Source organism: Listeria ivanovii subsp. londoniensis, assembly GCF_000763495.1.
GTDB lineage: Bacteria > Bacillota > Bacilli > Lactobacillales > Listeriaceae > Listeria > Listeria londoniensis.
Window position 1 is genome coordinate 2244256 of the sequence record NZ_CP009576.1, and the last position, 25619, is coordinate 2269874.

A 25619-nucleotide genomic window follows, 5' to 3' on the forward strand; every position below is an offset into this window, starting at 1 on the left:
TTTGAATGCGCTTCCAAACTAGTTATACTTTCAATATAAGACCAGGTACTAATTTTTGTTCCAGCGATAAGTTAGTTGAATTGTGCAAACTAACGGAAAACTTTCAAAATAACAATTGACAATCGCTTAGCAACCGTTTATATTAAGTAATAACATAACATTTCTTGATATTCATTGTTTTCAAAAATGTTCGATTAATCGAAAATCTAAAACCATTTGATGAAGGGGATAATGACTTATGAAAACGACTAAATCCGTCATTACAATTTTATTACTCTAAAAGGACTTTGAGCACTGTAGCAATTTACAGTAGTTTGAGTCCTGTTTACATTAAATGGGATTCTTGCAAAGCATCCCATTGTTTTCATCATTGGGGTGCTTTTTCTTTAGCCAGATTTCGAGAATTCAAGCAAAAACAGTTATCAAGTGAGCTTATACTAACTACTATACATTAATGCCACGCTATTTTGTGAATTCTAAAAATTCAGCGTCGGCAAATAATTCTTAATTAGAAATGGGGTAAAGTCATATGCGTAGTGACAAAATTAAAAAAGGTGTCGACCAAGCGCCGGCAAGAAGTTTGCTGCATGCTACAGGTCAAATTAAAAGTCCAGGTGATATGGATAAACCATTTATCGCGATTTGTAACTCTTATATTGATATTGTTCCTGGTCATGTTCACTTGCGAGAGCTTGCTGATGTAGCAAAAGAAGCAATTAGAGAAGCTGGCGGCATCCCATTTGAATTTAATACGATTGGTGTAGATGACGGCATTGCAATGGGTCATATTGGGATGCGCTATTCCCTACCCTCTCGTGAAGTTATCGCGGATGCAGCAGAGACAGTAATCAATGCACATTGGTTTGATGGAGTTTTTTACATCCCAAACTGTGACAAAATCACACCAGGGATGCTACTTGCCTCTGTTCGTACTAATGTGCCTGCTATCTTTTGCTCAGGTGGCCCAATGAAAGCTGGATTGTCCGCTCACGGAAAAGCACTCACTCTTTCATCTGTTTTTGAAGCAGTTGGCGCATTTAAAGATGGTAGCATGTCTCAAGAAGATTTTCTAGATATGGAAGCAAATGCCTGTCCTACTTGCGGTTCATGTGCTGGAATGTTTACAGCTAACTCGATGAACTGTTTAATGGAAATTCTTGGAATGGCGGTTCCCGGAAATGGTACAACACTCGCAGTTTCTGACGCTCGTCGCGACCTGATCAGACAGTCCGCTTTCCACTTAATGGATTTAGTAAAAAAAGATATTCGTCCTCGCGACATTATTACGAAAGATGCGATTGATGATGCTTTTGCACTAGATATGGCAATGGGTGGCTCTACCAATACTGTTTTACATACACTTGCACTTGCAAATGAAGCCGGCATTGAAGATTATGATTTAGAACGAATTAATGACATTGCCAAACGTGTCCCTTATCTTTCTAAAATTGCCCCTTCTTCTTCTTACTCGATGCATGATGTCCATGAGGCTGGCGGCGTATCTGCTATCGTAAAGGAATTAGTTGATCTTGGCGGAGCAATTCATCCTGACCGCATTACCGTTACTGGAAAAACAATCCGTGAAAATGTGGCGGATGCCAAAATTAATAATACCGATGTTATTCATCCAAAAGAAAATCCTTATAGCCCAGTTGGCGGACTTTCGATGTTATTTGGAAATATTGCACCAAAAGGAGCCGCTATTAAAGTGGGCGGCGTTGACCCTTCTGTCAAAGTTTTTAAAGGAGAGGCAATTTGCTTTAGCTCACATGATGAAGCAGTTGAAGCGATTGATAATCATACAGTACGCGAAGGACATGTTGTGGTTATTCGCTATGAAGGTCCTAAAGGCGGTCCAGGAATGCCGGAAATGCTAGCTCCAACTTCTAGTATTGTCGGTCGTGGGCTCGGAAAAGATGTTGCACTAATTACAGATGGCCGTTTTTCCGGAGCTACTCGTGGTATCGCAGTTGGTCATATTTCTCCGGAAGCTGCTGCTGGTGGTCCAATCGCACTTGTAAATGATGGCGATATTATCACTATCGACTTACCAAACCGGACATTAAACGTAGAAGTACCTGATGATGTTTTAGAAGCAAGACGAAAAGACCTACCTAAATTTAAAGCAAAAGTAAAAACTGGTTATCTTGCAAGATACACTGCCTTAGTTACAAGTGCTCATACAGGTGGTATTTTACAAATCCCAGAAGATTTAATCGACTAAAAAACGAGGTGATAAGCGTGATTGATACGACAAAGAAAAATGAAAATGCGACAGAAAAAACAAGTAAAAGTGGTGCAGAACTATTAATCGACTCCTTGCAAAAACAACATGTCGAAATGATTTTCGGATACCCTGGTGGCGCAGTCTTACCTCTTTATGATGCTTTTTATGACTGTGATATACCTCATATTCTAACTAGACATGAACAAGGTGCCATCCACGCGGCAGAAGGTTATGCTCGTGTTACAGGTAAACCGGGAGTAGTTGTTGTCACAAGCGGTCCGGGAGCAACTAATGTATTAACTGGTATTGCGGACGCGATGAGCGACTCGATTCCTCTTGTTATTTTCACCGGACAAGTTCACACCCCCGGAATCGGAAAAGATGCTTTCCAAGAAGCCGATATGATTGGCCTAACCATCCCGATTACTAAATACAATTATCAAGTACGTGATGTTCGGGACTTACCAAAAATCGTCAATGAAGCTTTTCATATCGCAAATACCGGACGTAAGGGCCCTGTTGTCGTTGATATTCCAAAAGATATGGGGATTATTCAAACAGACGCTGTTCGCCCTGACACGATTGATTTGCCAGGTTATCAACCGACTTATTCACCTAACCCACTACAACTCGAAAAATTAATGCAAGCTTTATCCGCTGCAAGTAAACCACTTATCCTTGCAGGCGCAGGAGTCAATCACGCGCGGGCAACTGCAGAACTTTTAGAATTTGCTGAGCGCTATCAAATTCCTATCGTGAATACGCTACTTGGACTTGGAAGTTTCCCGCAAAGTCATGACTTATTTTTAGGAATGGGTGGAATGCACGGTTCTTATGCGGCTAATATGGCACTTACTGACTGTGATTTGCTTATCAATTTCGGCTCAAGATTTGACGATCGTCTTGCAAGCGCCCCTAAAGAATTCGCGCCTAAAGCAACTATCGCTCATATCGACATTGATCCAGCAGAAATCGGTAAAATTATTGAAACCCAAATCCCTATAGTTGCTGATATTAATGAAACACTTACGCAACTACTTCAAATGGAATTGCCTGTTTATCCGGATACCTCTCATTGGTACAAATTAAATATGACACGTAAAAACCGTCATCCTTTTCATTTTGATAAGACGAAAAAAGCAGAAATCAAACCACAACGAGTAATTGAATTGATTGGAGAAATTACGCAAGGCGAGGCGCTTGTATCAACTGATGTTGGGCAACACCAAATGTGGACCGCACAGTTTTATCCATTCCAGTTCGATCACCAAATTATCACAAGCGGCGGTTTAGGAACAATGGGCTTTGGTTTTCCAGCAGCAGTTGGAGCACAGCTTGCTTTCCCAGATAAAACGGTTGTAGCGATTGTTGGTGATGGCGGCTTCCAGATGACGAATCAAGAACTCGCAATACTAAATGATTATCAAATTAACGTAAAAACTGTCATTATCAATAACGGCTCGCTAGGAATGGTTCGTCAGTGGCAAGAAAAATTCCACGGCGAGAGATATTCCCACTCTATTTTCACAAGCCAACCAGATTTTGTAAAACTGGCGGAAGCTTACGGAGTGAAAGGTGTGCGCCTCACGAACCCGGAAACACTTGAGAAAGATTTGAGAAAAGCCTTCTCGCACCCTGGACCAATTGTAATTGACATTCATGTTGCTAAAGATGAACTAGTTCTTCCGATGGTTCCAAGTGGTAAACCAAATCATCAAATGGAAGGGGTGGAATAAATGCGCCGAATTATTACTGCAACAGTTAACAACTCATCTGGCGTACTAAATCGGATTACTGGGGTTATCTCCAGACGCCAATATAATATTGATAGCATATCTGTTGGCTGGACCGAAATCCCTAATGTTTCGCGGATTACCATCGTTGTCCATGTTGATTCGCTATACGAAATTGAACAAGTTACGAAACAACTAAATAAACAAATTGATGTGCTTAAAGTTAGTGATATTACTGACGACGCACATATTGAACGTGAACTTGCTTTAATTAAAATTAACTCCCCCGCCGCCTTGCGTTCCGAGCTAAATGCTGTTATCGAACCATTCAGAGCGACCGTGATTGATGTCGGCACAAAAAATGTTGTCATCCAAGTCACCGGAACAAGCGAAAAAATCGACGCCTTTGTCGATATCGTCCGCCCTTACGGAATTAAACAAATGGCAAGAACTGGCGTAACCGGCTTTACACGAAGCGCCAAAAAAATGAATTAAGTACCTACAGAACAAGCAACTCAGGTGTTCTGAAATATAAAAAGAAATTAGTTGGAGGTTAGGAAAAATGACAAAAGTTTATTATGAAGATGCAGTGAAAAATAACGCACTAGAAGGTAAAACAGTAGCAGTAATCGGATACGGTTCTCAAGGACACGCCCATTCTCAAAATTTGCGCGACAATGGCAATGAAGTCATTATCGGTATTCGTGAAGGAAAATCCGCTGAAACAGCTAGAAATGATGGTTTTGATGTATATTCTGTTAGCGATGCAGCAGCCAAAGCCGATGTCATTATGATTCTTTTACCAGATGAAACACAAGGCGACACTTATGAAAAAGAAATTAAACCTAACCTAAAAGCTGGCAATGCACTTGTTTTTGCACATGGTTTTAATATCCATTTTGACGTAATTAACCCACCGAGCGATGTGGATGTTTTCTTAGTAGCTCCAAAAGGACCAGGCCATCTCGTTCGCCGTACATTTGTTGAAGGTGGCGCTGTCCCTTCCCTATTCGCGATTTATCAAGATGCAACTGGGAATGCTCGTGACACTGCCCTTTCTTATGCAAAAGGAATTGGTGCCACTCGAGCCGGTGTTATCGAAACTACTTTCAAAGAAGAAACCGAAACAGATCTATTTGGTGAACAAGCTGTTCTTTGTGGCGGGGCAACTCACTTAATCCAAGCTGGGTTCGAAACGCTTGTAGAAGCAGGCTACCAACCAGAACTTGCTTATTTCGAAGTTCTCCATGAAATGAAATTAATCGTTGACTTGATGTATGAAGGCGGCATGGAAAAAATGCGTGACTCCATCTCTAACACAGCAGAATACGGTGATTACGTATCTGGTCCTCGCGTTGTTACAGCAGACACGAAAAAAGCAATGAAAGAAGTACTTACCGACATTCAAAATGGAAACTTCGCTAAAGCCTTTATTGATGATAATAAAAATGGCTTTAAAGAGTTCCATAGAATGCGCGCCGAACAACAAGGTCATCAAATCGAACAAGTTGGCGCTAACCTTCGCGAAATGATGCCTTTTGTGAAACCACAACATTAATACTTAAAACGATTGCTAGGCGAGAAATCTTGCCTAGCAACCGTTTATCCATTTTCACTATCAGTTTAAGAAAGAAATGTTTCTTTCCTAAACTGATACTGAAAGCAGGAAAAATCCAAGCTTCCCTATCTAATATAAAACAAGAGGTGAAATCGAATGAAGAAAATCCAGTTTTTTGACACAACACTACGAGACGGCGAACAAACCCCTGGAGTTAATTTTGACGTAAAGGAGAAAATCCAAATCGCCTTACAACTCGAAAAACTCGGGATTGATGTAATTGAAGCCGGCTTTCCGATTTCTTCTCCTGGAGATTTTGAATGCGTCAAGGCCATTGCAAATGCGATTAAACATTGTTCTGTAACAGGGCTAGCTCGCTGTGTTGAAGAAGATATCGACCGAGCAGAGGAAGCACTTCAAGATGCTGTTTCTCCGCAAATACATATCTTCCTAGCAACAAGCGATGTACACATGAAATACAAATTAAAAATGAGCCGAGCGGAAGTACTTGCTTCCATTAAACACCACGTAAGTTATGCAAGACAAAAATTTGATGTTGTTCAATTTTCACCAGAAGATGCAACACGAACGGAGCGAGCATTTCTTATCAAAGCTGTCCAAACAGCGATTGATGCAGGGGCAACTGTTATCAACATTCCAGATACAGTCGGTTACACAAATCCAACTGAATTCGGTCAACTTTTCCAAGACTTGCGCCGGGAAATCAAACAATTCGATGACGTTACTTTTGCCTCCCACTGTCATGATGATCTTGGTATGGCGACTGCGAATGCACTTGCTGCTATCGAAAATGGTGCAACACGAGTCGAAGGAACAATTAATGGTATAGGCGAACGTGCCGGGAATACTGCACTAGAAGAAGTCGCTGTTGCGCTCCATATTCGCAAAGATTTTTATCAAGCAGAAACGAACATTGTTTTGAATCAATTTAAAAATTCTAGTGATTTGATTAGTCGGTTGTCAGGAATGCCTGTTCCACGTAATAAAGCGGTTATTGGTGGAAATGCCTATGCACACGAATCCGGCATTCATCAAGACGGCGTGCTAAAAAATCCAGATACGTACGAAATTATTACGCCTGCTCTTGTTGGCGTCGATAAAAACTCCCTGCCACTTGGAAAACTTTCTGGTAAACATGCTTTCAATACCCGCATGGAAGAAATGGGTTATGCCCTTAACGAACAAGAACAAAAAGATGCTTTCAAACGCTTTAAACACCTAGCTGATGCGAAAAAAGAAGTAACCGAAGAAGACCTTCATGCGCTTATCCTAGGTCAGTCTTCTGAGTCGGCGGATAACTTTGAATTAAAACATTTACAAGTCCAATATGTTACTGGTGGAGTTCAAGGTGCTATCGTTCGAATTGAGGAAAAAGACGGCGCTACTCTAGAAGATGCCGCAACAGGTTCTGGAAGTATTGAAGCTATTTATAACACGATTAATCGCCTGATGAAACAAGATATTTCCTTAACCGATTACCGCATTCAAGCAATCACAGCTGGACAAGATGCACAAGCAGAAGTTCATGTTGTAGTTAAAAATGCTAACGACGCTGAATTTCACGGTATCGGAATTGATTTTGACGTATTAACTGCAAGCGCTAAAGCTTACTTACAAGCATCCGGCAAAAGCAAAACCGTCACCAACCAAGCTGATTTCGAGGAGGTAAAATGACGTGACTTATAAAATCACCTCTCTAGCTGGCGACGGTATTGGTCCAGAAATTATGACAGCTGGTATAAAAGTCCTCCAAGCCATTGCTAAGAAATATCAGCATACATTTGAAATCGAAGCTCACCCATTTGGTGGGGCAGGTATTGATGCTACTGGAAATCCAATTCCTGACTCCACCCTCAAAGCCTGCCAAAATGCCGATGCGATTTTACTAGGTGCAATTGGCGGTCCCAAGTGGGATAATGCGGCAAAACGACCAGAAGATGGTTTACTTGCTCTTAGAAAAGCGCTTGGTCTATTCGCTAACATCCGACCTATCCAAGTTCCAAGTTCGATTTCACACCTCTCCCCTTTAAAAAAAGATATTGTGGAAGGTACTGATTTTATCGTTGTTCGGGAACTTACTGGAGGCTTGTACTTCGGTGAGCCAAAACATTGGGATGAAGATGCAGCAGTCGATTCTTTAACTTATACGCGAGCAGAAATCGAACGAATTATCGAAAAAGCCTTCGCGATTGCTGCTACAAGAAATAAAAAAGTGACTTCGGTCGACAAAGCTAACGTACTCGCTTCTAGTAAATTATGGCGTCAAATTGCCGAAGAAGTAGCAAGCAAGCATCCAGATATTACTCTAGAGCATTTATACGTAGATGCTGCAGCGATGATACTTATACAACAGCCAACTACTTTTGATGTAATTGTTACGGAAAATTTATTCGGTGATATTTTAAGTGATGAAGCGTCTGTAATTACTGGCTCACTAGGTATGTTACCTTCTGCCAGTCATGCGGAAAGTGGCCCTTCATTATATGAGCCTATTCATGGTTCAGCGCCCGATATCGCAGGTCAAAATATCGCTAATCCAATGTCGATGATTTCTTCCGTATCTATGATGTTGCGACAATCTTTCGGACTTTTTATGGAAGCTGATGTGATTGATAAAGCAACAGCAGCTACAATGGAAGCTGGATTTTTAACTGCTGACTTAGGTGGAACTACATCTACTACTGATTTTACCAAGGAAGTACTAAAACAAATTGAAGGAGGAGAATAACAATGGGGAAAACACTATTTGATAAACTTTGGAATCGCCACGTCATTTATGGCAAAGAAGGTGAACCACAGTTATTATACGTTGACCTACATTTGATTCATGAAGTAACTTCTCCTCAAGCGTTTGAAGGACTTCGAATGGAAAAGAGACCCCTTCGCCGACCGGATAAAACCTTCGCAACAATGGATCACAACGTTCCAACTGAAGATATTTTTAACATCCAAGACCTTGTAGCGAAAAAGCAAATTGAAGCGCTACAAACAAATTGTGCTGAATTTGGTGTCACTCTGGCAGATATGGGTAGCGAGCGCCAAGGTATCGTTCATATGGTCGGACCTGAAACTGGACTTACTCAACCCGGAAAAGTAATTGTTTGTGGAGATTCTCATACCGCAACACATGGCGCATTTGGAGCAATTGGTTTTGGAATTGGTTCTAGTGAAGTGGAACATGTTTTTGCTACCCAAACTATTTGGCAACAAAAACCAAAATCAATGGGGATTGAAATTAACGGCAAACTTCCAAAAGGCGTCTATGCAAAAGATATTATTTTACATTTGATTGCCACTTATGGTGTAGCATTTGGTACCGGTTATGCGGTGGAATATTACGGTGAAACCATTCGCAATATGTCGATGGAAGAACGGATGACGATTTGTAATATGGCGATTGAAGGTGGAGCCAAAATGGGCATGATGGCTCCTGATGCGACAACTTTTGAATATGTTCGTGGTCGTGAATATGCTCCAAGCGATATGAATGCAGCGATTCGTGACTGGGAAACACTTAGTACTGACGAAGATGCAAGCTATGACCTTCATATTGAGATGGACGCAAGCATTTTGGAACCGTATGTTACTTGGGGAACCAATCCAGAAATGGGCGTCCCTTTTTCCAAAGCATTTCCAGAAATTAAAGATATGAACTATGAACGAGCTTATGAGTATATGGGACTAAAACCCGGACAAACAGCGGAACAAATTGAACTTGGTTATGTTTTTATCGGTTCTTGTACAAATGCCAGACTCTCTGATTTGGAAGAAGCAGCGCGCATCGTTAAAGGAAATAAAGTGAAAAATAATATTCGTGCACTCGTCGTTCCTGGTTCTCGCCAAGTCCGTAATGCCGCAGAAGCTATCGGACTTGATAAAGTATTTAAAGAGGCTGGGTTTGAATGGCGCGAACCTGGTTGCTCCATGTGTCTCGGTATGAATCCTGACCAAGTTCCAGACGGCGTTCATTGCGCTTCTACTTCGAACCGCAACTTTGAAGGTCGCCAAGGAAAAGGCGCACGCACACATCTTGTTTCCCCGGCAATGGCTGCAGCGGCGGCAATTAATGGGCACTTTATTGATATACGTAAGGAGGCGGTTATAAGTGGAAGCAATTAAAGTACACATCGGCAAAACAGTAGCACTTATGAATAATAACATTGATACCGACCAAATTATTCCGAAAAGTTTCTTAAAACGAATCGAACGCACTGGTTTTGGTGAATTTCTTTTTGATAGTTGGCGCTATTTACCCAACCGAAAACCCAATCCAGATTTCCCGCTAAATGCACCCGATCGCCAAGAAGCAACGATTTTAATCACTGGGGATAATTTTGGCTGCGGCTCCTCTCGCGAACATGCTGCTTGGGCTTTGCTTGATTACCGGTTCCGAGTTATTATTGCAGGAAGTTACAGTGACATTTTTTATATGAATTGTACCAAAAATGGTGTGCTTCCAATCGTTCTTCCAAAAGAAACGCGCGAAAAATTAGCGGAAATCCCGGCCGATGAACAAGTAACAATTGATTTACCAAACCAAGAAGTCATTAGTTCTGTTGGGAGATATCCTTTCGAAATAGACGCAACATGGAAAAATAAATTTATAAATGGATTAGACGATATCGCTATTACATTTGAACATATTGATGCAATTAAAGCGTACGAACAAAAAGTCGATTCGATTTAAGAAAAGGTAGTGAGGATGATGGAATTAGTTGATTTATTAGTAACTGAAAAAGATGTCGAACAAGCCTATAACGTGCTAAAATCTGTCGTCAAACATACACCGCTCGAATATGATTTTTATCTTTCCGAAAAATATCATTGCAACGTGTATTTAAAACGAGAAGATTTACAGCGCGTTCGTTCCTTCAAATTGCGAGGGGCTTTTTATGCGATTTCAAGGCTTTCAGCGGAGAAATTAGAACGTGGTGTGGTTTGTGCAAGTGCAGGAAACCACGCGCAAGGTGTCGCCTATACGTGCAAACGAATGAGCGTTCCCGCAACCATTTTCATGCCAACCACCGCCCCACAGCAAAAAGTCTCTCAAGTGAAATTTTTCGGTGGAACAAATGTGGAAGTTGTCTTAATCGGTGATACATTCGATGCTTCCGCGGCGGCGGCCAAAGAATTTGCTGAAGAACATGGTCAAGCCTTTATTCCTCCATTTGATGATCCAGATATTATTGCAGGTCAAGGCTCACTTGCTGTCGAAATGGTGGCAGATTTAAACAAGGCGCATGAACAAGCTGATTATGTATTTGCTGGAATTGGTGGAGGTGGCCTAATTAGCGGTGTCGCAACTTACTTAAAAGCGAAAAGTCCGATTACCAAAATTATCGGTGTCGAACCTAAGGGCGCCCCTTCGATGACAGAAGCACTCAAACAAAACCAAGTAGTCAAGCTAGATAAAATGGACAAATTCGTTGATGGTGCTGCGGTAAAAGAAGTTGGTAATTTAACTTTTGAGCATGCAAAGGTACTAGTAGATGAAGTAACGACTATTTCAGAAGGGGCTGTTTGTTCGACTATTTTAGATATGTATACAAAACAAGCTATTGTCGCCGAACCAGCTGGCGCCCTCTCCGTTGCCGCACTCGAAACATATCGGGATGAAATTAAAGACAAAACGGTTGTCTGTATCATTAGCGGAGGAAACAATGATATTAATCGAATGCAAGAAATAGAAGAGCGCTCCTTGCTTCATGAAGGTTTAAAACACTATTTTATCGTTAACTTTTCGCAAAGACCAGGTGCACTGAAAGAATTCGTTAATGATGTGCTAGGTCCACATGATGATATTACCAAGTTTGAATATACCAAAAAAGTGAATCGTGGTAATGGTCCTGTTATAATCGGCGTGCTCCTCCAAGACAAAAATGATTACGAGGGTCTACTTGAACGCGTCGCTGCATTTGATCCTAGCTACATTCCTATTAATGACAATCAAACACTTTATACGCTCCTTGTGTAAAATGGGTTCCTGCTTTTTAGTAGGGACTTTTTTATATTACAGTTTATCCACCTGTTATAGTAACAGTTTATTATGAAACATAGTTTAAAATCTTTTGTTTGTGGATATAAAGTAGTATAATATAAATATCAAAACACAACTGTATTATTAAATCCGAGACTTATATATATAACAATTCAAGGAGTGGCAATTATGGAAGCAGTAAGAAAAAATCGATTATTTCAGCATTCTACTATGGCAGCACTTGTTGGCGGACTTTTCAGTGGAACAACTAGTTTTAAAGAATTACTCCAACACGGCGACCTTGGTATCGGGACGCTTGATGAATTTGACGGGGAACTAATAATTTTAGATGGTGAGGCTTTCCAAATCCGTTCGGACGGGCAAGCATATAAAGTAAAACCAGAAGACACAACACCTTATGCTAGCACTACTTTTTTTGATGCTGATACCTCCTTTAAAATATCAGAACCTACTTTGAAACAGGATGTAGAAGCGCAAATAGCCGAATTAGTACAAGGGCCGAATGTTTTTTATGCGGTAAAAATGACTGGGAACTTCCGGTATGTTGATACACGCGTAGTACCAAAACAGCAGCGTCCTTACCCACCATTAATTGAAGCAGTGAAAGAGCAACCAACTTATCACTTTGAATACATTACCGGAACAATTGTTGGTTTTTGGACTCCTGCCTATATTAGCGGAATTGGTGTCTCTGGTTACCATGTTCATTTTATTGATGATATGCGTAAAATTGGTGGTCATGTGTTTGACTATGAGATGTTAGAAGGAACCGTCGAAGTTGCACAACAAACAGAATTCGAATTACAATTACCACAAACAACAGAATTTCTTAGAAGTGATTTAAGTACACCGGATATGTTGGAGCAGATTGAAGCTGCGGAAAATTAAAAAAAAGCGCCAAAGTTAATGTAGTGAGACCCAAAAGTTAGACCAAATGCCGACCAGAGAAATCTGGTTGGTATTTTTTATGCGGTCATCTGTTCGCGGTACTGAATAGGACTACAACCAAGTTTCGTTTTAATTCGATGATGATTGTAGTAATGTATCCAATCTTCTATTGCTTGCTTCAACTGTTTAAAGCTGGCATAAATTACCCCGTAATACATTTCTTGCTTTAACAGTCCAAAGAAATTCTCCATCGGAGAATTGTCAAAACAATTCCCTTTTCGTGACATACTTTGAAAGATGTTTTGCTTGGTTAACTGCTTTTTGTATGCTTTCATTTGGTAAGCCCATCCTTGGTCAGAGTGGAACGTACGACGATAGGGGCAATCATCGGTACGGTCCATCGCTTCTTTTTGGGCATCCATAATGGCTTTAGCGTTGGGACGCTCAGAAATTCGATACGATAAAATTTCTCCGTTAAACATATCAAGGAAAGGATCTAAATACAATTTTTTGATAACTAGCTGCTTGTTTTTATCACGCTCGTAATATTTGAATTCCGATGTATCCGTGGTCACTTTTTGATGAGGAATGGATGTATAAAAACGTCGACGAATACGGTTTTTTGCCACTCGTCCAATAGTTCCTTTGTAAGAATTATATCTGCGAGATTTCCGAATAAACTTGGATCCTTTTAGCCCAAGTTTACCCATAATTCGTCGAACTTTTTTCTGATTGACCTTTATTCCTTGTGCCTTCAACGCTAGTTGAATCCGGCGATAGCCATAGTTTCCGTGATGCTCATCAAAAATTTCTTGAATCTTTTTCTCTAATGATGCATTTGGATTTTTCTGTTCTAATCGTTTTTGCCAATACATGTAGGTCGCTTTAGGAAATTTTGTGGCTTGTAGAAGAATCGTTAATCGGAACTCACTTCGGAGTTCGTGGATGATTCGGGCATCTCGTTCTTGAGTCGTTCTGGGACATCCATTCCTAAAGCGCGGAGCTTTTTTATAAAAGCAAGTTCTGCACGTAATAATTCGTTTTCTCGTTCTAATGCTTGTTCCCGTGTCATGGGTTTCTTGGGCTGAATTTGTTTCTTTTTCTTGGACATCGAAGGTCGTCCTTTCTGTTTTGGTGAAAGACCTTCGATGCCTTCTCGCAGAAATTTTTGATGCCAACTTTGAAGTAAATCCCCTGAAGGCAAACCATACTGCAAGGCAACATCCAGGTAAGAGTCACCGCTATTTAAGTAATAGTGTAGGACATTTTGCTTGAATTGGGAAGTGTAATGTTGTTTCGTTCTTCGCCTTTGTAATGCTTCAAACCCCCGTTTCTCTACAATCTTCACCCATTTTCTAACCAGAGAAAAATGTGATATACCAAAGCGCTGAGCGAGTGTGCCATAACCACCTTCGCTGTTTTGGTAAGCTTCCACTACTTTTCTCTTGAATCCATCATCATATTTAGCCAATTAAAATACGCCTCCAAAGTTAGATTTTTTGGTCTAACTTTGGGGGCGCACTACATAATTTAATTAACTTTGGTGCTTTTTTTATTCTGTAATCACTTTATGAATAAGCGTTGGAGCAGTTGCGTGGTCGGCGATTTCAATGTTTTCATAGATCTTCGCTTTGACGTTTTCAACATCTTCTTGGTCGGCAAAAATGGTTACTAGTGGTTCGCCTGCTTTGACAGGGTCGCCTACTTTTTTACGAAGCATTAAACCGACTGCTAGATTAATTTCGTCTTCTTTTGTTGCGCGACCAGCACCTAAGATCATTGCCGCAATTCCAATTTCGTCAGCGATAATTTTGCTCACAAAGCCGGATGTTTTTGCTGGTACTTCGATTTGGTATTTTGCTTGCGGAAGTTTTTCCGGATGATCGACAATGCTTGCGTCACCACCTTGGTTCGAAAGGAAGGTTTTAAATTTCTCTAATGCAGCACCGTTTTCGATTACTTCGATGAGCTTAGCACGAGCTTCATCTAATGTTTCTGCTTTTTTAGCAAGCACGACCATTTGACTTCCGAGTACAAGAACTAATTCAGTTAAGTCTTCTGGACCTTGCCCTTTTAATGTGTCGATGGCTTCTTTTACTTCTAAAGCATTTCCGATTGCTTCACCAAGTGGTTGAGACATGTCAGAAATAACGGCCATTGTATTACGACCGACATTATTGCCGATTCGAACCATTGCATGAGCTAGATTTTCGGCATCTTCATCGGTTTTCATGAAAGCTCCTGCACCTGTTTTCACATCAAGTACGATAGCGTCTGCACCGGCAGCAATTTTTTTACTCATAATCGAGCTGGCGATTAACGGGATGGAATTAACGGTTCCTGTTACATCACGAAGCGCGTACATTTTTTTATCAGCAGGAGTCAAATTGCCTGATTGACCAATAACGGCTACTTTATCGCGATTGACTAACTTAATAAAATCTTTTTTATCTAGTTCAATGTGGAAGCCTGCGATTGATTCTAGTTTATCAATAGTTCCACCAGTATGACCTAAGCCACGACCGGACATTTTTGCAACTGGAACGCCAACTGCTGCAACTAGTGGGGCAAGAACGAGTGTTGTAGTATCGCCTACCCCCCCTGTACTATGTTTATCGACTTTGATTCCTTCAATAGCGGATAAATCGATTGTATCACCAGAGCCAACCATCGCCATTGTTAAATCAGCGCGCTCCTCATCATTCATATCTCGGAAAAAGATGGCCATGGCTAGAGCACTTGCTTGATAATCTGGAATTTCCCCATTTGTATACCCATCAATAAAAAACTGAATTTCTTCGGTTGATAAAGCTTTACCATCTCTCTTTTTGGAAATAATATCCACCATTCTCATTTCTCCGTCACCCTTTCTTTTTCGTCCACTTTAGCATTATTCTATGTATTCCTTTTGAGAACGGTTACACTTTTTCAGTAAACCGTTTTACTAAACAGGAACATGTACTTAACATGCTCACTATATCCTACTCACTCACTGATTGTCAATACTTTTTGTGCTACTTCGATTGATTAAAGAAATATCGAGTAACCGATTCTCCAATTTCTCCGTTGGGTTTTGAATATTTTCCAGTAAAAGTTCTGCGGCAATTTCGCCAATACCGTAAATTGGTTGACGGATTGTCGTGAGTGGTGGTGTCATATACTCGGAAAGTTCAATGTCATCAAAACCAATCACACTTAGGTCTTCTGGCACGTGTAAACCTTTTTCTAGAGCAGCACGGTACGTCCCCATTGCCATTAAATCATTGGTCGCAAAAATAGCAGTAATGTTTTCTTTTAATAGTTTTTGCGTCGCTAGGTAACCAGCATTCATCGTTTGATCGCCACTAACAATCCATCCTTCTTGTACAATGAGGTTGTATTCTTTCATACATGCTAAATAACCTTCATAACGTTCATGTACATTATAAAAAGAAGTATCTGAAATAATTATACCAATTCGCGTATGACCAAGTTTTATCAAATGTTCTGTTGCCATGAATCCCCCTTTAAAATCATCAATCGCGATGTTACCTTCTGGTCTCGGATTCCGCTGGCGATCTAGTAGAATATAGGGAGCACGCTTTTCTTCCATCCGATCAATAACGCCAGAAAGCAGAATATTAGGGCTGGCGATAATTAAACCATCGACAGCCCGGTGTAATAATTCTTCTACATATAAATCTTCGCGTGTTTTATCGTTGGAAGAGTTGCAAAGCATAATCATATAACCATTTTTGTTTAAGTAGTCTTCCGCCCCTTTAACCATTTGCGAAAAAAATGGGTCGGTGACTTCGGGGACAATCATTCCAATCGTCTTGGTATGACTAACAATCATGTTTTTAGCAAAAAAATTGGGTTTGTAGGACATTTCTTTTGCAGTTTTAAGAACTTTCGCGCGAGTTAAATCGCTAAATCGTTCTCCTTTACCATTCAAAATTTGAGAAATTGTCGTAATCGAAACGCCTGTTTTTTCTGCTATTTCGCGGATGGTTGCAGCCATTTAAACTCCCCCAGTCAGATAATCTATTCTCCTTATTTTGCCATACTTAAGAAGATTAATAAAGGGATTTCATAGAAAATTAGTAATTATCTGGTTTAGCTGGTTTTTCGCCGGAAACGATTGCGACTCCTGCGCTTGCTCCGATTCGAGTTGCGCCGGCTTCAATCATTTTGCGGACGTCTTCTTTGGTACGAATTCCTCCAGAAGCTTTGACGCCGATATTTGGTCCAACTGTTTTGCGCATTAGAGCAATATCTTCTGTAGTTGCTCCACCAGTTGAAAATCCAGTAGATGTTTTAACGAAGTCTGTTCCTGCTTTCACAGCGATTTCACAAGCGCGAACTTTTTCTTCATCTGTTAACAGGCATGTTTCGATAATAACTTTAACTAGCGCATAGCCTTTTGCCGCTTCAACTACAGCACGGATGTCGCGTTCCACTAATTCATCATTTTTGTCTTTTAAAGCTGCGATATTAATAACCATATCGACTTCTTTTGCACCATTTTTGATTGCGTCATTTACTTCAAACGCTTTTACTTCTGGCGTATTTGCTCCAAGCGGGAAACCAATAACGGTACAAACAACTGATTCAGCACCTGCCAATTGTTCTGCAGCTAATTTCACCCATGTTGGATTCACGCAAACGGAAGCAAAGCCGAATTCTTTCGCTTCTTTTGTTAATGTTAAAATTTGTTCTTTTGTTGTGTCTGGTTTCAAAGCTGTATGGTCAATCATTTTAGCCATATTCATTTCAAAAAACTCCTTTATAATTCAATTTGTCTATATCATATCGCAACACAGAACATTTGTAAATTAATCATTGAAATTTTGTTCAATGAGTTTTTTTGCTGTGAATTGGTCTGTAATGAAGTGATTTGCATAGCCCCCTCGAAGCGCACCATGGATTGCTTTTAATTTCCGTTCGCCTCCTGCCACAAGGATTGCTGTTTCTTTTTGTTTTAAATCTTGCAAGTTAATACCGATAGTTCGCTCATCCATTTTCCAATCGGCAAGTTCTCCATTAATATCAAAGAATCTCGAACAAATATCACCAACTGCTTTTTCTTTCAAGCGCCTTTTTTCTTCCTCTGAAAAATAACCAAGTCGAAAGAGTAATGCTTCATCACGAACTGTACCAACTGTAAAAATAGCCACATTCGCTTTTTTCCCAAGATCAATAATATTTTCTATGTGTCTATCTGCCTCGACCATTTTTTTTGTTACTGGATTATCTAAGACAACAGGGAGCGGCAAAGAAACTGGTGCTGTGTCGAAAGCAGCCCCAAACAGCGCTAAAGTTTCCGCAGCATACGTATTAACATCTGAATGACTAACACCACCTTTTAGCTGAACGATCTCCATTTCTGCTTTAGACGGTGTAAGTTTTTGAGCGATTTTGTACATGGTTGTGCCCCAACTTACACCTAAAATATCCTTGTCGCGAATAATTTCCGTTAAATATTCCGCCGCATTTTGACTAATTTGTTTCGTTATTTCTAAATAATCGTTTGTTTGACTAAAAGCAACGGAGACATTTTTAAGTTGGTATTTTTCTTTTAAGCCCATTGCAAGCTCCGTGAGATTCGCAAATGGATCTTGAACTTCGATTTTAACATAGCCTTTTATTTTCGCATTTTGTAGTAATCTGGAAACGGTTGGTCGAGATACTCCAAGCTTAGCAGCAATTTCTTGTTGGCTAAAATCCGCTTGGTAGTATAGTCTCGCAACTTCCACACTAAGCTGTTCTTTTTGTTTGTCCATTTCATCCCTCCTGCTTTTTCTTTTTAGTATAACGCAAGAATGAGTAGAGTTCGAGGTTAAAATGGCTCGAACATTAAAAAGCAGAAATCCTCTTAAAGAATTCCTGCTTTTCTCTAAAAATCTTCTTCTACTTCTTCCACCGGGGTGACATATTGATAAATCCCCAACTTGCCTGTGTCAGTTGCTTGTTTTGCTAGTTCAGCTAAAGTAAATGTTGCTCTACCTAAAAACACTTCTAGTAACAACGGGATATTGACTCCGGTGACAAGTTCTGTTTGGTGATAATCCGCTAAAAGCTGAACTAAAACATTGAACGGGGTACCACCTTTTAAATCAGTTAGAAATAAAATCCCTTCTGTCAAATCGAGTTTTTCCACTTCAGCGACTATTTTCGTCTGTAGATTTTCAGCTGATTCACCTTCATCAAACGATACAAAACTTGTATTTTCTTGAATACCGCAAATCATTTCAGCTGAATGAATTAATTCTTTTGCGGCATTCCCGTGTGTGCAAACAAAAATTGCTTTCATTTCCCAAACCGCCTTTTTAATAGTCTAGCTGACGATAATATCTTCTAATTTCCATTGGATGGCAGTTAATTTGCTCCACATGGACATCAATTCGATTATTGACTGCATGGATAATAAATGGTGAAAGTGCTCCTCTGAATTTTGGTGAAATCCCTGGTAGCTCATAATCTTTAGCGTCAATCACCGTGTAATTAGCACAAATTTGTGGAATGAATTTCACTACTCGTTCACTAAGCGAGCGCTGGCTATCTTCTGTTACATAAATAGTTACAGGTGTATCGTGTTCGACAATTTCAAACATTCCGTGGAAAAATTCATGCGCTTCAATTGATTTTGTTTTAATCCAGTGTTGTTCTTCCCAGTAACACATTGCGTATGAATAAGTTGCGCCCCACTGATTTCCCGCTCCAACAAAATAGTGAATGTCATCTTGGTGGTGTTTCTGCGCAAAAGCTTTTCCAAATTCGTCCGCTGATTTTTCTACCGCTACAATCCCTTTGGCAAAATGTTGATCCATTTCATCGTAAAATTCATCATACTCGTCAAATTCTCCTGCTAAGTACATGAACCGATCAGCGACCATGAAGAATTTCAGTTGTTCGTTTAATGGATAAGAAATTAAGTGGTCCACCAATTTCGCAAGTTCTGCCTCACTTTTATCAATGAATCCGAATACGGTTGCACCAATTTCATTACATTTTTTTACGGCGTCTACTACTTCTTCCGTGCTACCTGTGACAGACGAAATGACAACTAACGTATCTTTTGTCACTCGTTTATTTCCAGTTGTTAAAAACACTGCTGCATTTTCATAAAAAGTTTCAAGTGCTGTTTTTTCTTTCATATGAACAACCGCTTGCATGGCAGACGCATAAGTTCCACCAATTCCGAGCCAGCAAATATTACTGAAACCACGATTTTGAATTTCATCAACTATTTCATTAATTTGTGGACGTAATTTTAACGCCCCTTCCATATTTTCCAACACTTTTTGTTCATCAAACTTTAACACGATTCATTCCCACTTTCTATTTTATATTTTGGATTTTGTTATTTCATCAAATTCTGGAAAAGCAGATATTTCTAGGTTTACATTTTTTTCTTGAGAGATTTTAAAAGATAATAAATGGACCGGAATCGTCATAAATAGCGGAGTAAGTAGCTCATTCACTTGCAAATTAAGCGCTAAATCAGCTGTTTCTTTTTTACCTACCCCAGCATAGATTGTCCGAACTTTTTCAACATGCCCTGCTAAAAAATTTTTTAATTTGTCGGCTCTATTTTCAAGCAGTCCTTGTGGTTCGATGAAAATAATATAATCTTCTGGTGCTAAACCGATATACGGGCCATGCATGTACTCTTCTAATTCCTTACCAAAAGCCGTGATACGAATGGTTTCTGTTACCTTTGTTTCTCCCTCACGAGCAACCCCATATGCCGCACCGTATCCGATGAAAAAGATTCGTTTTGCTTCCATTAATTCCGCAGTATGCGTATCAACCCAACTTGCTGCTTTTTCAATAACTTGGGGTAACTCATGAGCAATTATTTCGATTTCACTAAGATCAGTTTCGTAATCAATAGCTTGGACTTTTCCTTGTAACTCTGCCATTTCAAGCGCTAATAGGTTTAAAATAAGGATGGTGGCGCTATAGCCAAGCGTGACATAAGGCATCTCTTCCTTATCCATTCCCATACTAATTACATTGGTTGCTTTTTTAGCGATTGGACTTTCTAAATCGCTTGTGAGTGTGAAGACTGTTCCACCGCTGCGTTCAATTTCCTCCACTACATGAATAGTTGAGTAACTATGCCCACCTTGCGAAATGGCGATGTACAATGTGTCTTTATTCAGATGCAACATATAATTTGCCGAAACAGATGGCTCTTCCACATAAACTGGAATTTGTAGTTTTGCGCTCATATAAAGCTCTGCTGCAAAGGCCGCATTCGAACTAGATCCTGTTGCAAAAATAACGACAGCTCGATAATCTTGATGTTTCATTTCGAGTAACTCTTGTAAAAGTACTTTACGATTTTCTATAATATGCTGATAAACCGCTTGTTCTGACCTAATGTAATAATCCATATTTTTCATTACTTCACCTACTTATTTTAATAAGCCTGTATAAGCACCTAAAATACCAATTCCTGCGATTAATAGCAGAATCCAATGTGCTTTCAAACCTTTTTTATCTAACCAAAAAATAAAGAATGTAAATGCTAACGCTAAAATCCCAGGGACGATACCGTCGAAAACACTTTGAACCGTTACGGCTTCATCTCCTGAACCAAATTTCATTGGCATATTGATGTTAACCATCGTGGCGACCATAGCTCCAACAACACCTAAACCAATAATCGACGCGCCGTAAGATAATTTATCCATCAACCCAGTCTTTTGGATTTTTTCAATAAAGTTTGCACCAATATTGTAACCAATGAATAAACCATAATAACGAGTCAGAATAGCTGGAATATTGAAAATAAGAAGGAACAAAATCGGTCCTAAAATATTTCCTTGTAATGCAAGTGAAGTTCCAATCCCAGTTGCGATAACTCGTAATGTTCCCCAGAAAAAGGAATCACCAATACCGCTTAGTGGTCCCATCAACGCTACTTTGATATTATTGATAGAATCTGTATCAAATGTCTCATCTTTCGCTGATTGTTCTTCCATTGCAATCGAAATCCCAAGTGGAAAAGTAGAAAGCCATGGTGTCACATTATAAAATTCTAAATGCCTTTGATAAGACGAAATTCGTTTTTCTTTGTCATTCTTCAAGATTTTGTTCAGTGCTGGTAGCATCGAAAAGCCATAACCCATGTTGGATTGTCGTTCATAGTTCCATGACCATTCCATCGTGAACGAGCGCCAAAAAACTTTCATTAAATCTTTTTTCGTTAGTACATCAGAACTCTTCATCTTCATAGTTTATCCCTCCATCATTAGCAAGTGCTGGTTCTCTGTTACCTCCGCTTGGTCCGTTGTGATCATTATTTTTAAGTGTAGCGTAGCCTGTCAAAATAAGTGCTAAACAAGCGCCAAAAATGGCTACTCCTGTAACTGGTACTTTTAAATAAACTGCGAGTGCAAAACCAAAAACGAAAAATACCGCATTCTTTTTGTTTACCATTAATTTGAGAAGTAAAGCAAAACCGTAAGCTGGTAATAAACCAGTTGCAATGCCTAAGCCAGCAATAACAAAAGCTGGAATTGCATCAAGGACATTTTGGATAACGGGGCTACCAACAAGATAAGATGTGGCAACAATAATCCCGATTGGTAAATTGATAGATAAGAAACCACCCAAGAGCTGCATTCGACTTATCCCTTTTGAATTACCCTCTAAAGCATACTTATCTGCCTTATGTACAAAATAAGGTAATACAAAAATGAAACATAAATTTTTAACAACTAATACTAATGAAGCGATTGGAATACCAAGTGCAAGTGCTACTGCTGTACTTTCGCCCGTAGAAATGGCAAATGCTGTCCCTAAAATACTCCCTGAAATAATTTCTGGTGGAATGGATGCGCCAATGGAAAATGAACCTACAAAAGCTAATTCTAAAGTCGCTCCCATAACAATCCCCATCTGCACATCACCCATAATTAACCCTGCAAGTGTACATGTTACAAGTGGCCGCGATAACATTGATGAACCAAACAAATACTCACCATTTGCAAGCATGGCTGCGAGTGCAAGCAAAAGCGCTGTTCCTAATTGTTCCATAATTTATCCCTTCTTTCGTTTTTTATGCTTCAAAATTCACTTTTTTCTCATTCGGTACTTGTTGCATGAAAACATCAATAGCGTCTTTTTGTAGTTCTTGTAGTTTTTCTACTTCTTCGGCAGTTAAATTGATTGCTTTCGAGAAATTGGTTGTTCCTTCTCTTTGTTTTGTGCCGCCTAAATTCAGCATTGGAATCTTACCATTTGTTCCTTTTATTAATTTGTAAGCGTCTCCAACTGATTCCACCACAACTAATAAATTATATTTGTCGGTAACACCTGAATTGATGGAAGCAATACTTTCGTCAATACTCTTCATCACTAGTTTTGCAGCTTCGGGTTTAGCAAGACGAATAGCAGATTTACGAAAATCATCTGCAGCCACCCCATCATTTGCCACTAAAATTGTATTAACATCTAATGCATTAAACCAGGAAACTGCTACTTGCCCATGAAGTAAACGGTGATCTACACGTAGAAATTGAATCATTTTCTTTTCCTCCTTTTTCTTAGTTAAAATCAACTACATATTTGGTTGACTCAGCATCTTCATAATGATATTGAATAGCAATAGGCAATTGATTTTCGGCATAAAAAAGACTACTTAGTTTAAAAACAGGATCATTTTCTTTTAAATGCATATATTTCATTTGCTCATTGCCAGCTAAAACAAGTTGAAGTTCCTGCTCAAGCTCAAATAATTTATATTTACCCGAATTAACAAGTTCGATAATGTTGATAATGTGAAGATCTTTTACTTGTAAATCAGGATATAAACCGAGTGGTAAAATCAAGCGATCAAGCGTAACAGTGTGTTCATTCTTTTGAATAAATTTAACGGAATAAACTAGTTCGTTTTCTTTTATGCCAAACTTTTCCGCGTAGAAAGTGCCGGCTTTGCGAACATAAAAATCTTTAATATCTTTCTTGGCATCTTCCTTGGTATCATTTTTCATAACGCCTGTCATTTCTAAAATGTTTTGCGCAGTTAATTTTGGTTCGACATATAAGCCAATGCCATTTTTACGTACAACTAAGCCTTCCGCGACTAATAAATCAACAGCTCGACGAATCGTAGTCCTGCTACTAGAAAAAATTTCTTGCAGTTCTGATTCACTCGGCATAAGCATTCCCGCTTTATATTCATCGCGATTAATTTTCTCTCTTAACTCGTAAGCTATCACTTCGAATAGTGGCTTTTTAGCGCTCATCTTCACTCATCCTCCAAGTAATCAAATATATTTTTCGCGTTGATTTTATACTTAATTTGATCACCAATTAGATATTGTTTACTGTACTCAAACGGCTCGTCATTTTGGTCAAATGCCTTACTCACTACTTCAAAAAGCGGTGTTTGCTCTTTGACTTTTAACACATCTGCCAAGTCTTCATTCGCTGATACAAAGCGTAATTCCTCGCGTCCATATGTAGGTTTTATCTGGAAGTGTTCTTCTAACACATGGTAAAGCGATGTGTTATTTAAATCTATTTGTTCAATTCCTGGAAAACGTGCGCTATCTAGATACGATATTTCATAAGAAAAAGGTCTTCCTTCAACGTTCCGCAATCTGACCAAGTTATAAAGCGAATTTTTTATGTCTGTTGTTAAAAAATGGTTTACTTCTTTGACACCTTTTGTTATTTCACTCGAAAGTACAGTAACAGTTTGGTCAGATGGCAACTGGCTACTCATTGAATTCATCTTCAAAATATTAATCGTTTGTTTTGGATTAATTGCAATTCCTTTACGACTTCTTTTTTGGATGACTGCTTCTTTTTCAAGGGTATCAAGTGACCTTCTTAACGTGGTTCTACTTACTCCTAATTCCGCTTCAAGTGTTCTTTCGGACGGAAAATCTAATTCGCCCCTTGCTGTCTTTTCTTGAATGAGTTGCCTTAATTGTTCTTCACTCTGTACAGCAGGCGATAAATCTTTGTATTCCATAGCTACACCTCTTATTTATCCATATCTATCCGGCTTAGAAAAAGATATAGGTTAATCGTTTTTTAATACCACCTTATTGTAAACGGTTGCATAAGAGTTGTCAATAGTATTTTAAAATAAAAAAAGATGAAGCGCATACGGCAACTTCATCTTGACTAGTTAAATTATTTTTTTATCGGCAATGCTCCGACCACTGGATGGGGAATATATAGTTCTTCTAAGTAGCCTACTTCTGTTTCCGAAAGTTTAATATCAAGTGCTGCTACTGCACTTTCCAGATGTCTTTCTTTTTGTGCTCCGATAATTGGAGAAGTAATTCCTTGTTTAGTTAACATCCAAGCTAGAGCAATTTTATCTCTGGTCACTTGATGTTTCTCCGCTAATTCAGCCACACGCTCGATAATTCCTTTGTCTGAATCTTGAGTACCATCATATTTAGATTTTTGAACGGCATCCGTTTCTGACCGATAAGTAGTTTCAGCAAAGTCACGAGTTAGCCTTCCAGAAGCAAGCGGGCTATATGGTGTTATCGCAATTTTTTCATCCCGACAAAACGGAATCATTTCCCGTTCTTCTTCGCGGTAAATCAAATTATAATGATTTTGCATCGAAACAAATTTTGTCCAACCATTTTTTTCAGCAACGCGTTGTGCTTTTTGGAATTGCCAAGCATACATTGCACTAGCACCAATATAACGAGCTTTCCCTGACTTCACAACATCATGCATCGCTTCCATTGTTTCTTCAATTGGTGTATTTTCATCAAAACGATGAATGATATATAAATCAACATAATCTGTTTCTAAACGTTTTAAGCTTTGATCAATTTCACTCAAAATTGCTTTTCTAGATAAACCACTGCTATTCGGGTGACCTGGTCGCATTGTAGAATGTACCTTAGTGGCAAGTACAATATCATCCCTACTAGCATAATCTTTCAAGGCTCGACCAACAATTTTTTCACTTTCCCCATAGGAATAAATATTTGCTGTATCAAAGAAGTTAATTCCTAAATCTAGCGCTTTTTTTATAATTGGTCGACTATTCTCTTCGTCTAAAACCCATTTATGCACCCATTTTTCTTTGTCACCAAATCCCATTGTTCCTAGGCAAATTTTTGAAACGTCCATCCCAGTATTTCCAAATTTTACATATTCCATTCACTTTTCCTCCTTTATTTATCCTATCTATAGGATATACCTTGAAGTCCACTCCAAGTC

The 25619-nt window shown here is 39.3% G+C and carries 25 protein-coding genes; 10 read left to right on the forward strand and 15 right to left on the reverse strand.

From position 1 onward, the window contains the following. The first annotated feature begins 529 nt into the window (after nucleotides 1-529). From ilvD to budA, 10 genes are all read left to right on the forward strand, one after another. Nucleotides 530-2224, forward strand: a complete 1695-nt coding sequence (ilvD, locus tag JL53_RS10995; protein ID WP_003720306.1) for a dihydroxy-acid dehydratase — start codon at nucleotides 530-532, stop codon at nucleotides 2222-2224. A gap of 17 nt (nucleotides 2225-2241) precedes the next feature. Beyond that, on the forward strand, nucleotides 2242-3963 hold the full coding sequence (gene ilvB / locus JL53_RS11000) for a biosynthetic-type acetolactate synthase large subunit (RefSeq protein ID WP_038407636.1): 1722 nt from the start codon (nucleotides 2242-2244) through the stop codon (nucleotides 3961-3963). After that, nucleotides 3964-4455, forward strand: coding sequence for an acetolactate synthase small subunit (ilvN, locus tag JL53_RS11005; RefSeq protein ID WP_003748709.1), 492 nt, complete (start codon nucleotides 3964-3966; stop codon nucleotides 4453-4455). A 67-nt stretch (nucleotides 4456-4522) separates the two neighbouring features. Continuing rightward, entirely contained in the window at nucleotides 4523-5518 is a 996-nt protein-coding gene (ilvC, locus tag JL53_RS11010; RefSeq protein WP_003720309.1) for a ketol-acid reductoisomerase, read from the forward strand. 156 nt (nucleotides 5519-5674) lie between these two features. After that, the gene (locus tag JL53_RS11015) at nucleotides 5675-7213 is read left to right on the forward strand and encodes a 2-isopropylmalate synthase (RefSeq protein ID WP_038407637.1); all 1539 of its coding nucleotides are present in this window, start codon (nucleotides 5675-5677) and stop codon (nucleotides 7211-7213) included. A gap of 1 nt (nucleotide 7214) precedes the next feature. Next, nucleotides 7215-8267 (forward strand): 3-isopropylmalate dehydrogenase, encoded by a 1053-nt coding sequence (leuB, locus tag JL53_RS11020; RefSeq protein WP_003720311.1) that lies wholly within the window; start codon nucleotides 7215-7217, stop codon nucleotides 8265-8267. A 2-nt stretch (nucleotides 8268-8269) separates the two neighbouring features. Continuing rightward, nucleotides 8270-9658: a 3-isopropylmalate dehydratase large subunit gene (gene leuC / locus JL53_RS11025; RefSeq protein ID WP_003720312.1), complete on the forward strand. Its 1389-nt coding sequence runs from the start codon at nucleotides 8270-8272 to the stop codon at nucleotides 9656-9658. Next, entirely contained in the window at nucleotides 9645-10226 is a 582-nt protein-coding gene (leuD, locus tag JL53_RS11030) for a 3-isopropylmalate dehydratase small subunit (protein WP_003720313.1), read from the forward strand. The genes leuC and leuD overlap by 14 nt, the downstream gene beginning before the upstream one ends. An 18-nt stretch (nucleotides 10227-10244) precedes the next feature. Then, nucleotides 10245-11513 (forward strand): threonine ammonia-lyase, encoded by a 1269-nt coding sequence (gene ilvA, locus JL53_RS11035; RefSeq protein WP_038407638.1) that lies wholly within the window; start codon nucleotides 10245-10247, stop codon nucleotides 11511-11513. A 192-nt stretch (nucleotides 11514-11705) separates the two neighbouring features. After that, nucleotides 11706-12425 (forward strand): acetolactate decarboxylase, encoded by a 720-nt coding sequence (gene budA / locus JL53_RS11040; protein WP_038407639.1) that lies wholly within the window; start codon nucleotides 11706-11708, stop codon nucleotides 12423-12425. 77 nt (nucleotides 12426-12502) lie between these two features. Here budA and JL53_RS15395 read toward each other — a convergent pair whose 3' ends face one another. From JL53_RS15395 to JL53_RS11115, 15 genes are all read right to left on the reverse strand, one after another. Continuing rightward, nucleotides 12503-13459 carry an IS3 family transposase gene (locus JL53_RS15395; RefSeq protein ID WP_232002132.1) on the reverse strand — a complete coding sequence of 319 codons (957 nt, stop codon included), beginning with the start codon at nucleotides 13457-13459 and terminating at the stop codon, nucleotides 12503-12505. Continuing rightward, entirely contained in the window at nucleotides 13342-13896 is a 555-nt protein-coding gene (locus JL53_RS15890) for a helix-turn-helix domain-containing protein (protein ID WP_038407371.1), read from the reverse strand. Before JL53_RS15890 ends, JL53_RS15395 begins: the two co-directional genes overlap by 118 nt. 81 nt (nucleotides 13897-13977) lie before the next feature. Beyond that, nucleotides 13978-15279 carry a pyrimidine-nucleoside phosphorylase gene (locus JL53_RS11055; protein WP_003720316.1) on the reverse strand — a complete coding sequence of 434 codons (1302 nt, stop codon included), beginning with the start codon at nucleotides 15277-15279 and terminating at the stop codon, nucleotides 13978-13980. Between the two features lie 135 nt (nucleotides 15280-15414). Beyond that, nucleotides 15415-16425 carry a substrate-binding domain-containing protein gene (locus tag JL53_RS11060; protein WP_003720317.1) on the reverse strand — a complete coding sequence of 337 codons (1011 nt, stop codon included), beginning with the start codon at nucleotides 16423-16425 and terminating at the stop codon, nucleotides 15415-15417. A 79-nt stretch (nucleotides 16426-16504) separates the two neighbouring features. Further along, nucleotides 16505-17176 carry a deoxyribose-phosphate aldolase gene (gene deoC / locus JL53_RS11065; RefSeq protein WP_038407640.1) on the reverse strand — a complete coding sequence of 224 codons (672 nt, stop codon included), beginning with the start codon at nucleotides 17174-17176 and terminating at the stop codon, nucleotides 16505-16507. Nucleotides 17177-17239: 63 nt separating this feature from the next. Beyond that, nucleotides 17240-18187, reverse strand: a complete 948-nt coding sequence (locus tag JL53_RS11070; protein WP_038407641.1) for a DNA-binding transcriptional repressor DeoR — start codon at nucleotides 18185-18187, stop codon at nucleotides 17240-17242. 113 nt (nucleotides 18188-18300) lie between these two features. Then, nucleotides 18301-18717: a PTS sugar transporter subunit IIA gene (locus JL53_RS11075; RefSeq protein WP_003720320.1), complete on the reverse strand. Its 417-nt coding sequence runs from the start codon at nucleotides 18715-18717 to the stop codon at nucleotides 18301-18303. 16 nt (nucleotides 18718-18733) lie between these two features. After that, the gene (locus tag JL53_RS11080; RefSeq protein ID WP_038407642.1) at nucleotides 18734-19729 is read right to left on the reverse strand and encodes an SIS domain-containing protein; all 996 of its coding nucleotides are present in this window, start codon (nucleotides 19727-19729) and stop codon (nucleotides 18734-18736) included. 21 nt (nucleotides 19730-19750) lie between these two features. Continuing rightward, nucleotides 19751-20815, reverse strand: coding sequence for an SIS domain-containing protein (locus tag JL53_RS11085; RefSeq protein ID WP_038407643.1), 1065 nt, complete (start codon nucleotides 20813-20815; stop codon nucleotides 19751-19753). A 12-nt stretch (nucleotides 20816-20827) separates the two neighbouring features. Further along, nucleotides 20828-21649 (reverse strand): PTS system mannose/fructose/sorbose family transporter subunit IID, encoded by an 822-nt coding sequence (locus JL53_RS11090; RefSeq protein WP_038407644.1) that lies wholly within the window; start codon nucleotides 21647-21649, stop codon nucleotides 20828-20830. Then, the gene (locus JL53_RS11095; RefSeq protein WP_003720323.1) at nucleotides 21630-22454 is read right to left on the reverse strand and encodes a PTS mannose/fructose/sorbose/N-acetylgalactosamine transporter subunit IIC; all 825 of its coding nucleotides are present in this window, start codon (nucleotides 22452-22454) and stop codon (nucleotides 21630-21632) included. Before JL53_RS11095 ends, JL53_RS11090 begins: the two co-directional genes overlap by 20 nt. Before the next feature lie 22 nt (nucleotides 22455-22476). Continuing rightward, nucleotides 22477-22944 (reverse strand): PTS sugar transporter subunit IIB, encoded by a 468-nt coding sequence (locus JL53_RS11100; protein ID WP_012986105.1) that lies wholly within the window; start codon nucleotides 22942-22944, stop codon nucleotides 22477-22479. A gap of 19 nt (nucleotides 22945-22963) precedes the next feature. Next, the gene (locus JL53_RS11105) at nucleotides 22964-23665 is read right to left on the reverse strand and encodes a GntR family transcriptional regulator (RefSeq protein WP_003720325.1); all 702 of its coding nucleotides are present in this window, start codon (nucleotides 23663-23665) and stop codon (nucleotides 22964-22966) included. A 2-nt stretch (nucleotides 23666-23667) separates the two neighbouring features. Then, on the reverse strand, nucleotides 23668-24399 hold the full coding sequence (locus JL53_RS11110; protein ID WP_038407645.1) for a GntR family transcriptional regulator: 732 nt from the start codon (nucleotides 24397-24399) through the stop codon (nucleotides 23668-23670). Nucleotides 24400-24563: 164 nt separating this feature from the next. Continuing rightward, nucleotides 24564-25559 (reverse strand): aldo/keto reductase, encoded by a 996-nt coding sequence (locus JL53_RS11115; protein ID WP_003720327.1) that lies wholly within the window; start codon nucleotides 25557-25559, stop codon nucleotides 24564-24566. Between the last annotated feature and the right edge of the window lie 60 nt (nucleotides 25560-25619).

Coding starts and splice junctions, on each gene's coding strand:
- JL53_RS11115 (WP_003720327.1), bottom strand. CDS start 25,559: ATGGAATATGTAAAATTTGGAAATACTGGGATGGACGTTTCAAAAATT.
- ilvA (WP_038407638.1), top strand. CDS start 10,245: ATGGAATTAGTTGATTTATTAGTAACTGAAAAAGATGTCGAACAAGCC.
- JL53_RS11095 (WP_003720323.1), bottom strand. CDS start 22,454: ATGGAACAATTAGGAACAGCGCTTTTGCTTGCACTCGCAGCCATGCTT.
- deoC (WP_038407640.1), bottom strand. CDS start 17,176: ATGAATATGGCTAAAATGATTGACCATACAGCTTTGAAACCAGACACA.
- leuC (WP_003720312.1), top strand. CDS start 8,270: ATGGGGAAAACACTATTTGATAAACTTTGGAATCGCCACGTCATTTAT.
- JL53_RS11060 (WP_003720317.1), bottom strand. CDS start 16,425: ATGGCTGCAACCATCCGCGAAATAGCAGAAAAAACAGGCGTTTCGATT.
- JL53_RS11105 (WP_003720325.1), bottom strand. CDS start 23,665: ATGAGCGCTAAAAAGCCACTATTCGAAGTGATAGCTTACGAGTTAAGA.
- JL53_RS11075 (WP_003720320.1), bottom strand. CDS start 18,717: ATGAAAGCAATTTTTGTTTGCACACACGGGAATGCCGCAAAAGAATTA.
- JL53_RS11110 (WP_038407645.1), bottom strand. CDS start 24,399: ATGGAATACAAAGATTTATCGCCTGCTGTACAGAGTGAAGAACAATTA.
- JL53_RS11015 (WP_038407637.1), top strand. CDS start 5,675: ATGAAGAAAATCCAGTTTTTTGACACAACACTACGAGACGGCGAACAA.
- JL53_RS11055 (WP_003720316.1), bottom strand. CDS start 15,279: ATGAGAATGGTGGATATTATTTCCAAAAAGAGAGATGGTAAAGCTTTA.
- JL53_RS11070 (WP_038407641.1), bottom strand. CDS start 18,187: ATGGACAAACAAAAAGAACAGCTTAGTGTGGAAGTTGCGAGACTATAC.
- ilvN (WP_003748709.1), top strand. CDS start 3,964: ATGCGCCGAATTATTACTGCAACAGTTAACAACTCATCTGGCGTACTA.
- ilvD (WP_003720306.1), top strand. CDS start 530: ATGCGTAGTGACAAAATTAAAAAAGGTGTCGACCAAGCGCCGGCAAGA.
- JL53_RS11090 (WP_038407644.1), bottom strand. CDS start 21,649: ATGAAGATGAAGAGTTCTGATGTACTAACGAAAAAAGATTTAATGAAA.
- ilvC (WP_003720309.1), top strand. CDS start 4,523: ATGACAAAAGTTTATTATGAAGATGCAGTGAAAAATAACGCACTAGAA.
- JL53_RS11100 (WP_012986105.1), bottom strand. CDS start 22,944: ATGATTCAATTTCTACGTGTAGATCACCGTTTACTTCATGGGCAAGTA.
- budA (WP_038407639.1), top strand. CDS start 11,706: ATGGAAGCAGTAAGAAAAAATCGATTATTTCAGCATTCTACTATGGCA.
- JL53_RS11085 (WP_038407643.1), bottom strand. CDS start 20,815: ATGAAAAATATGGATTATTACATTAGGTCAGAACAAGCGGTTTATCAG.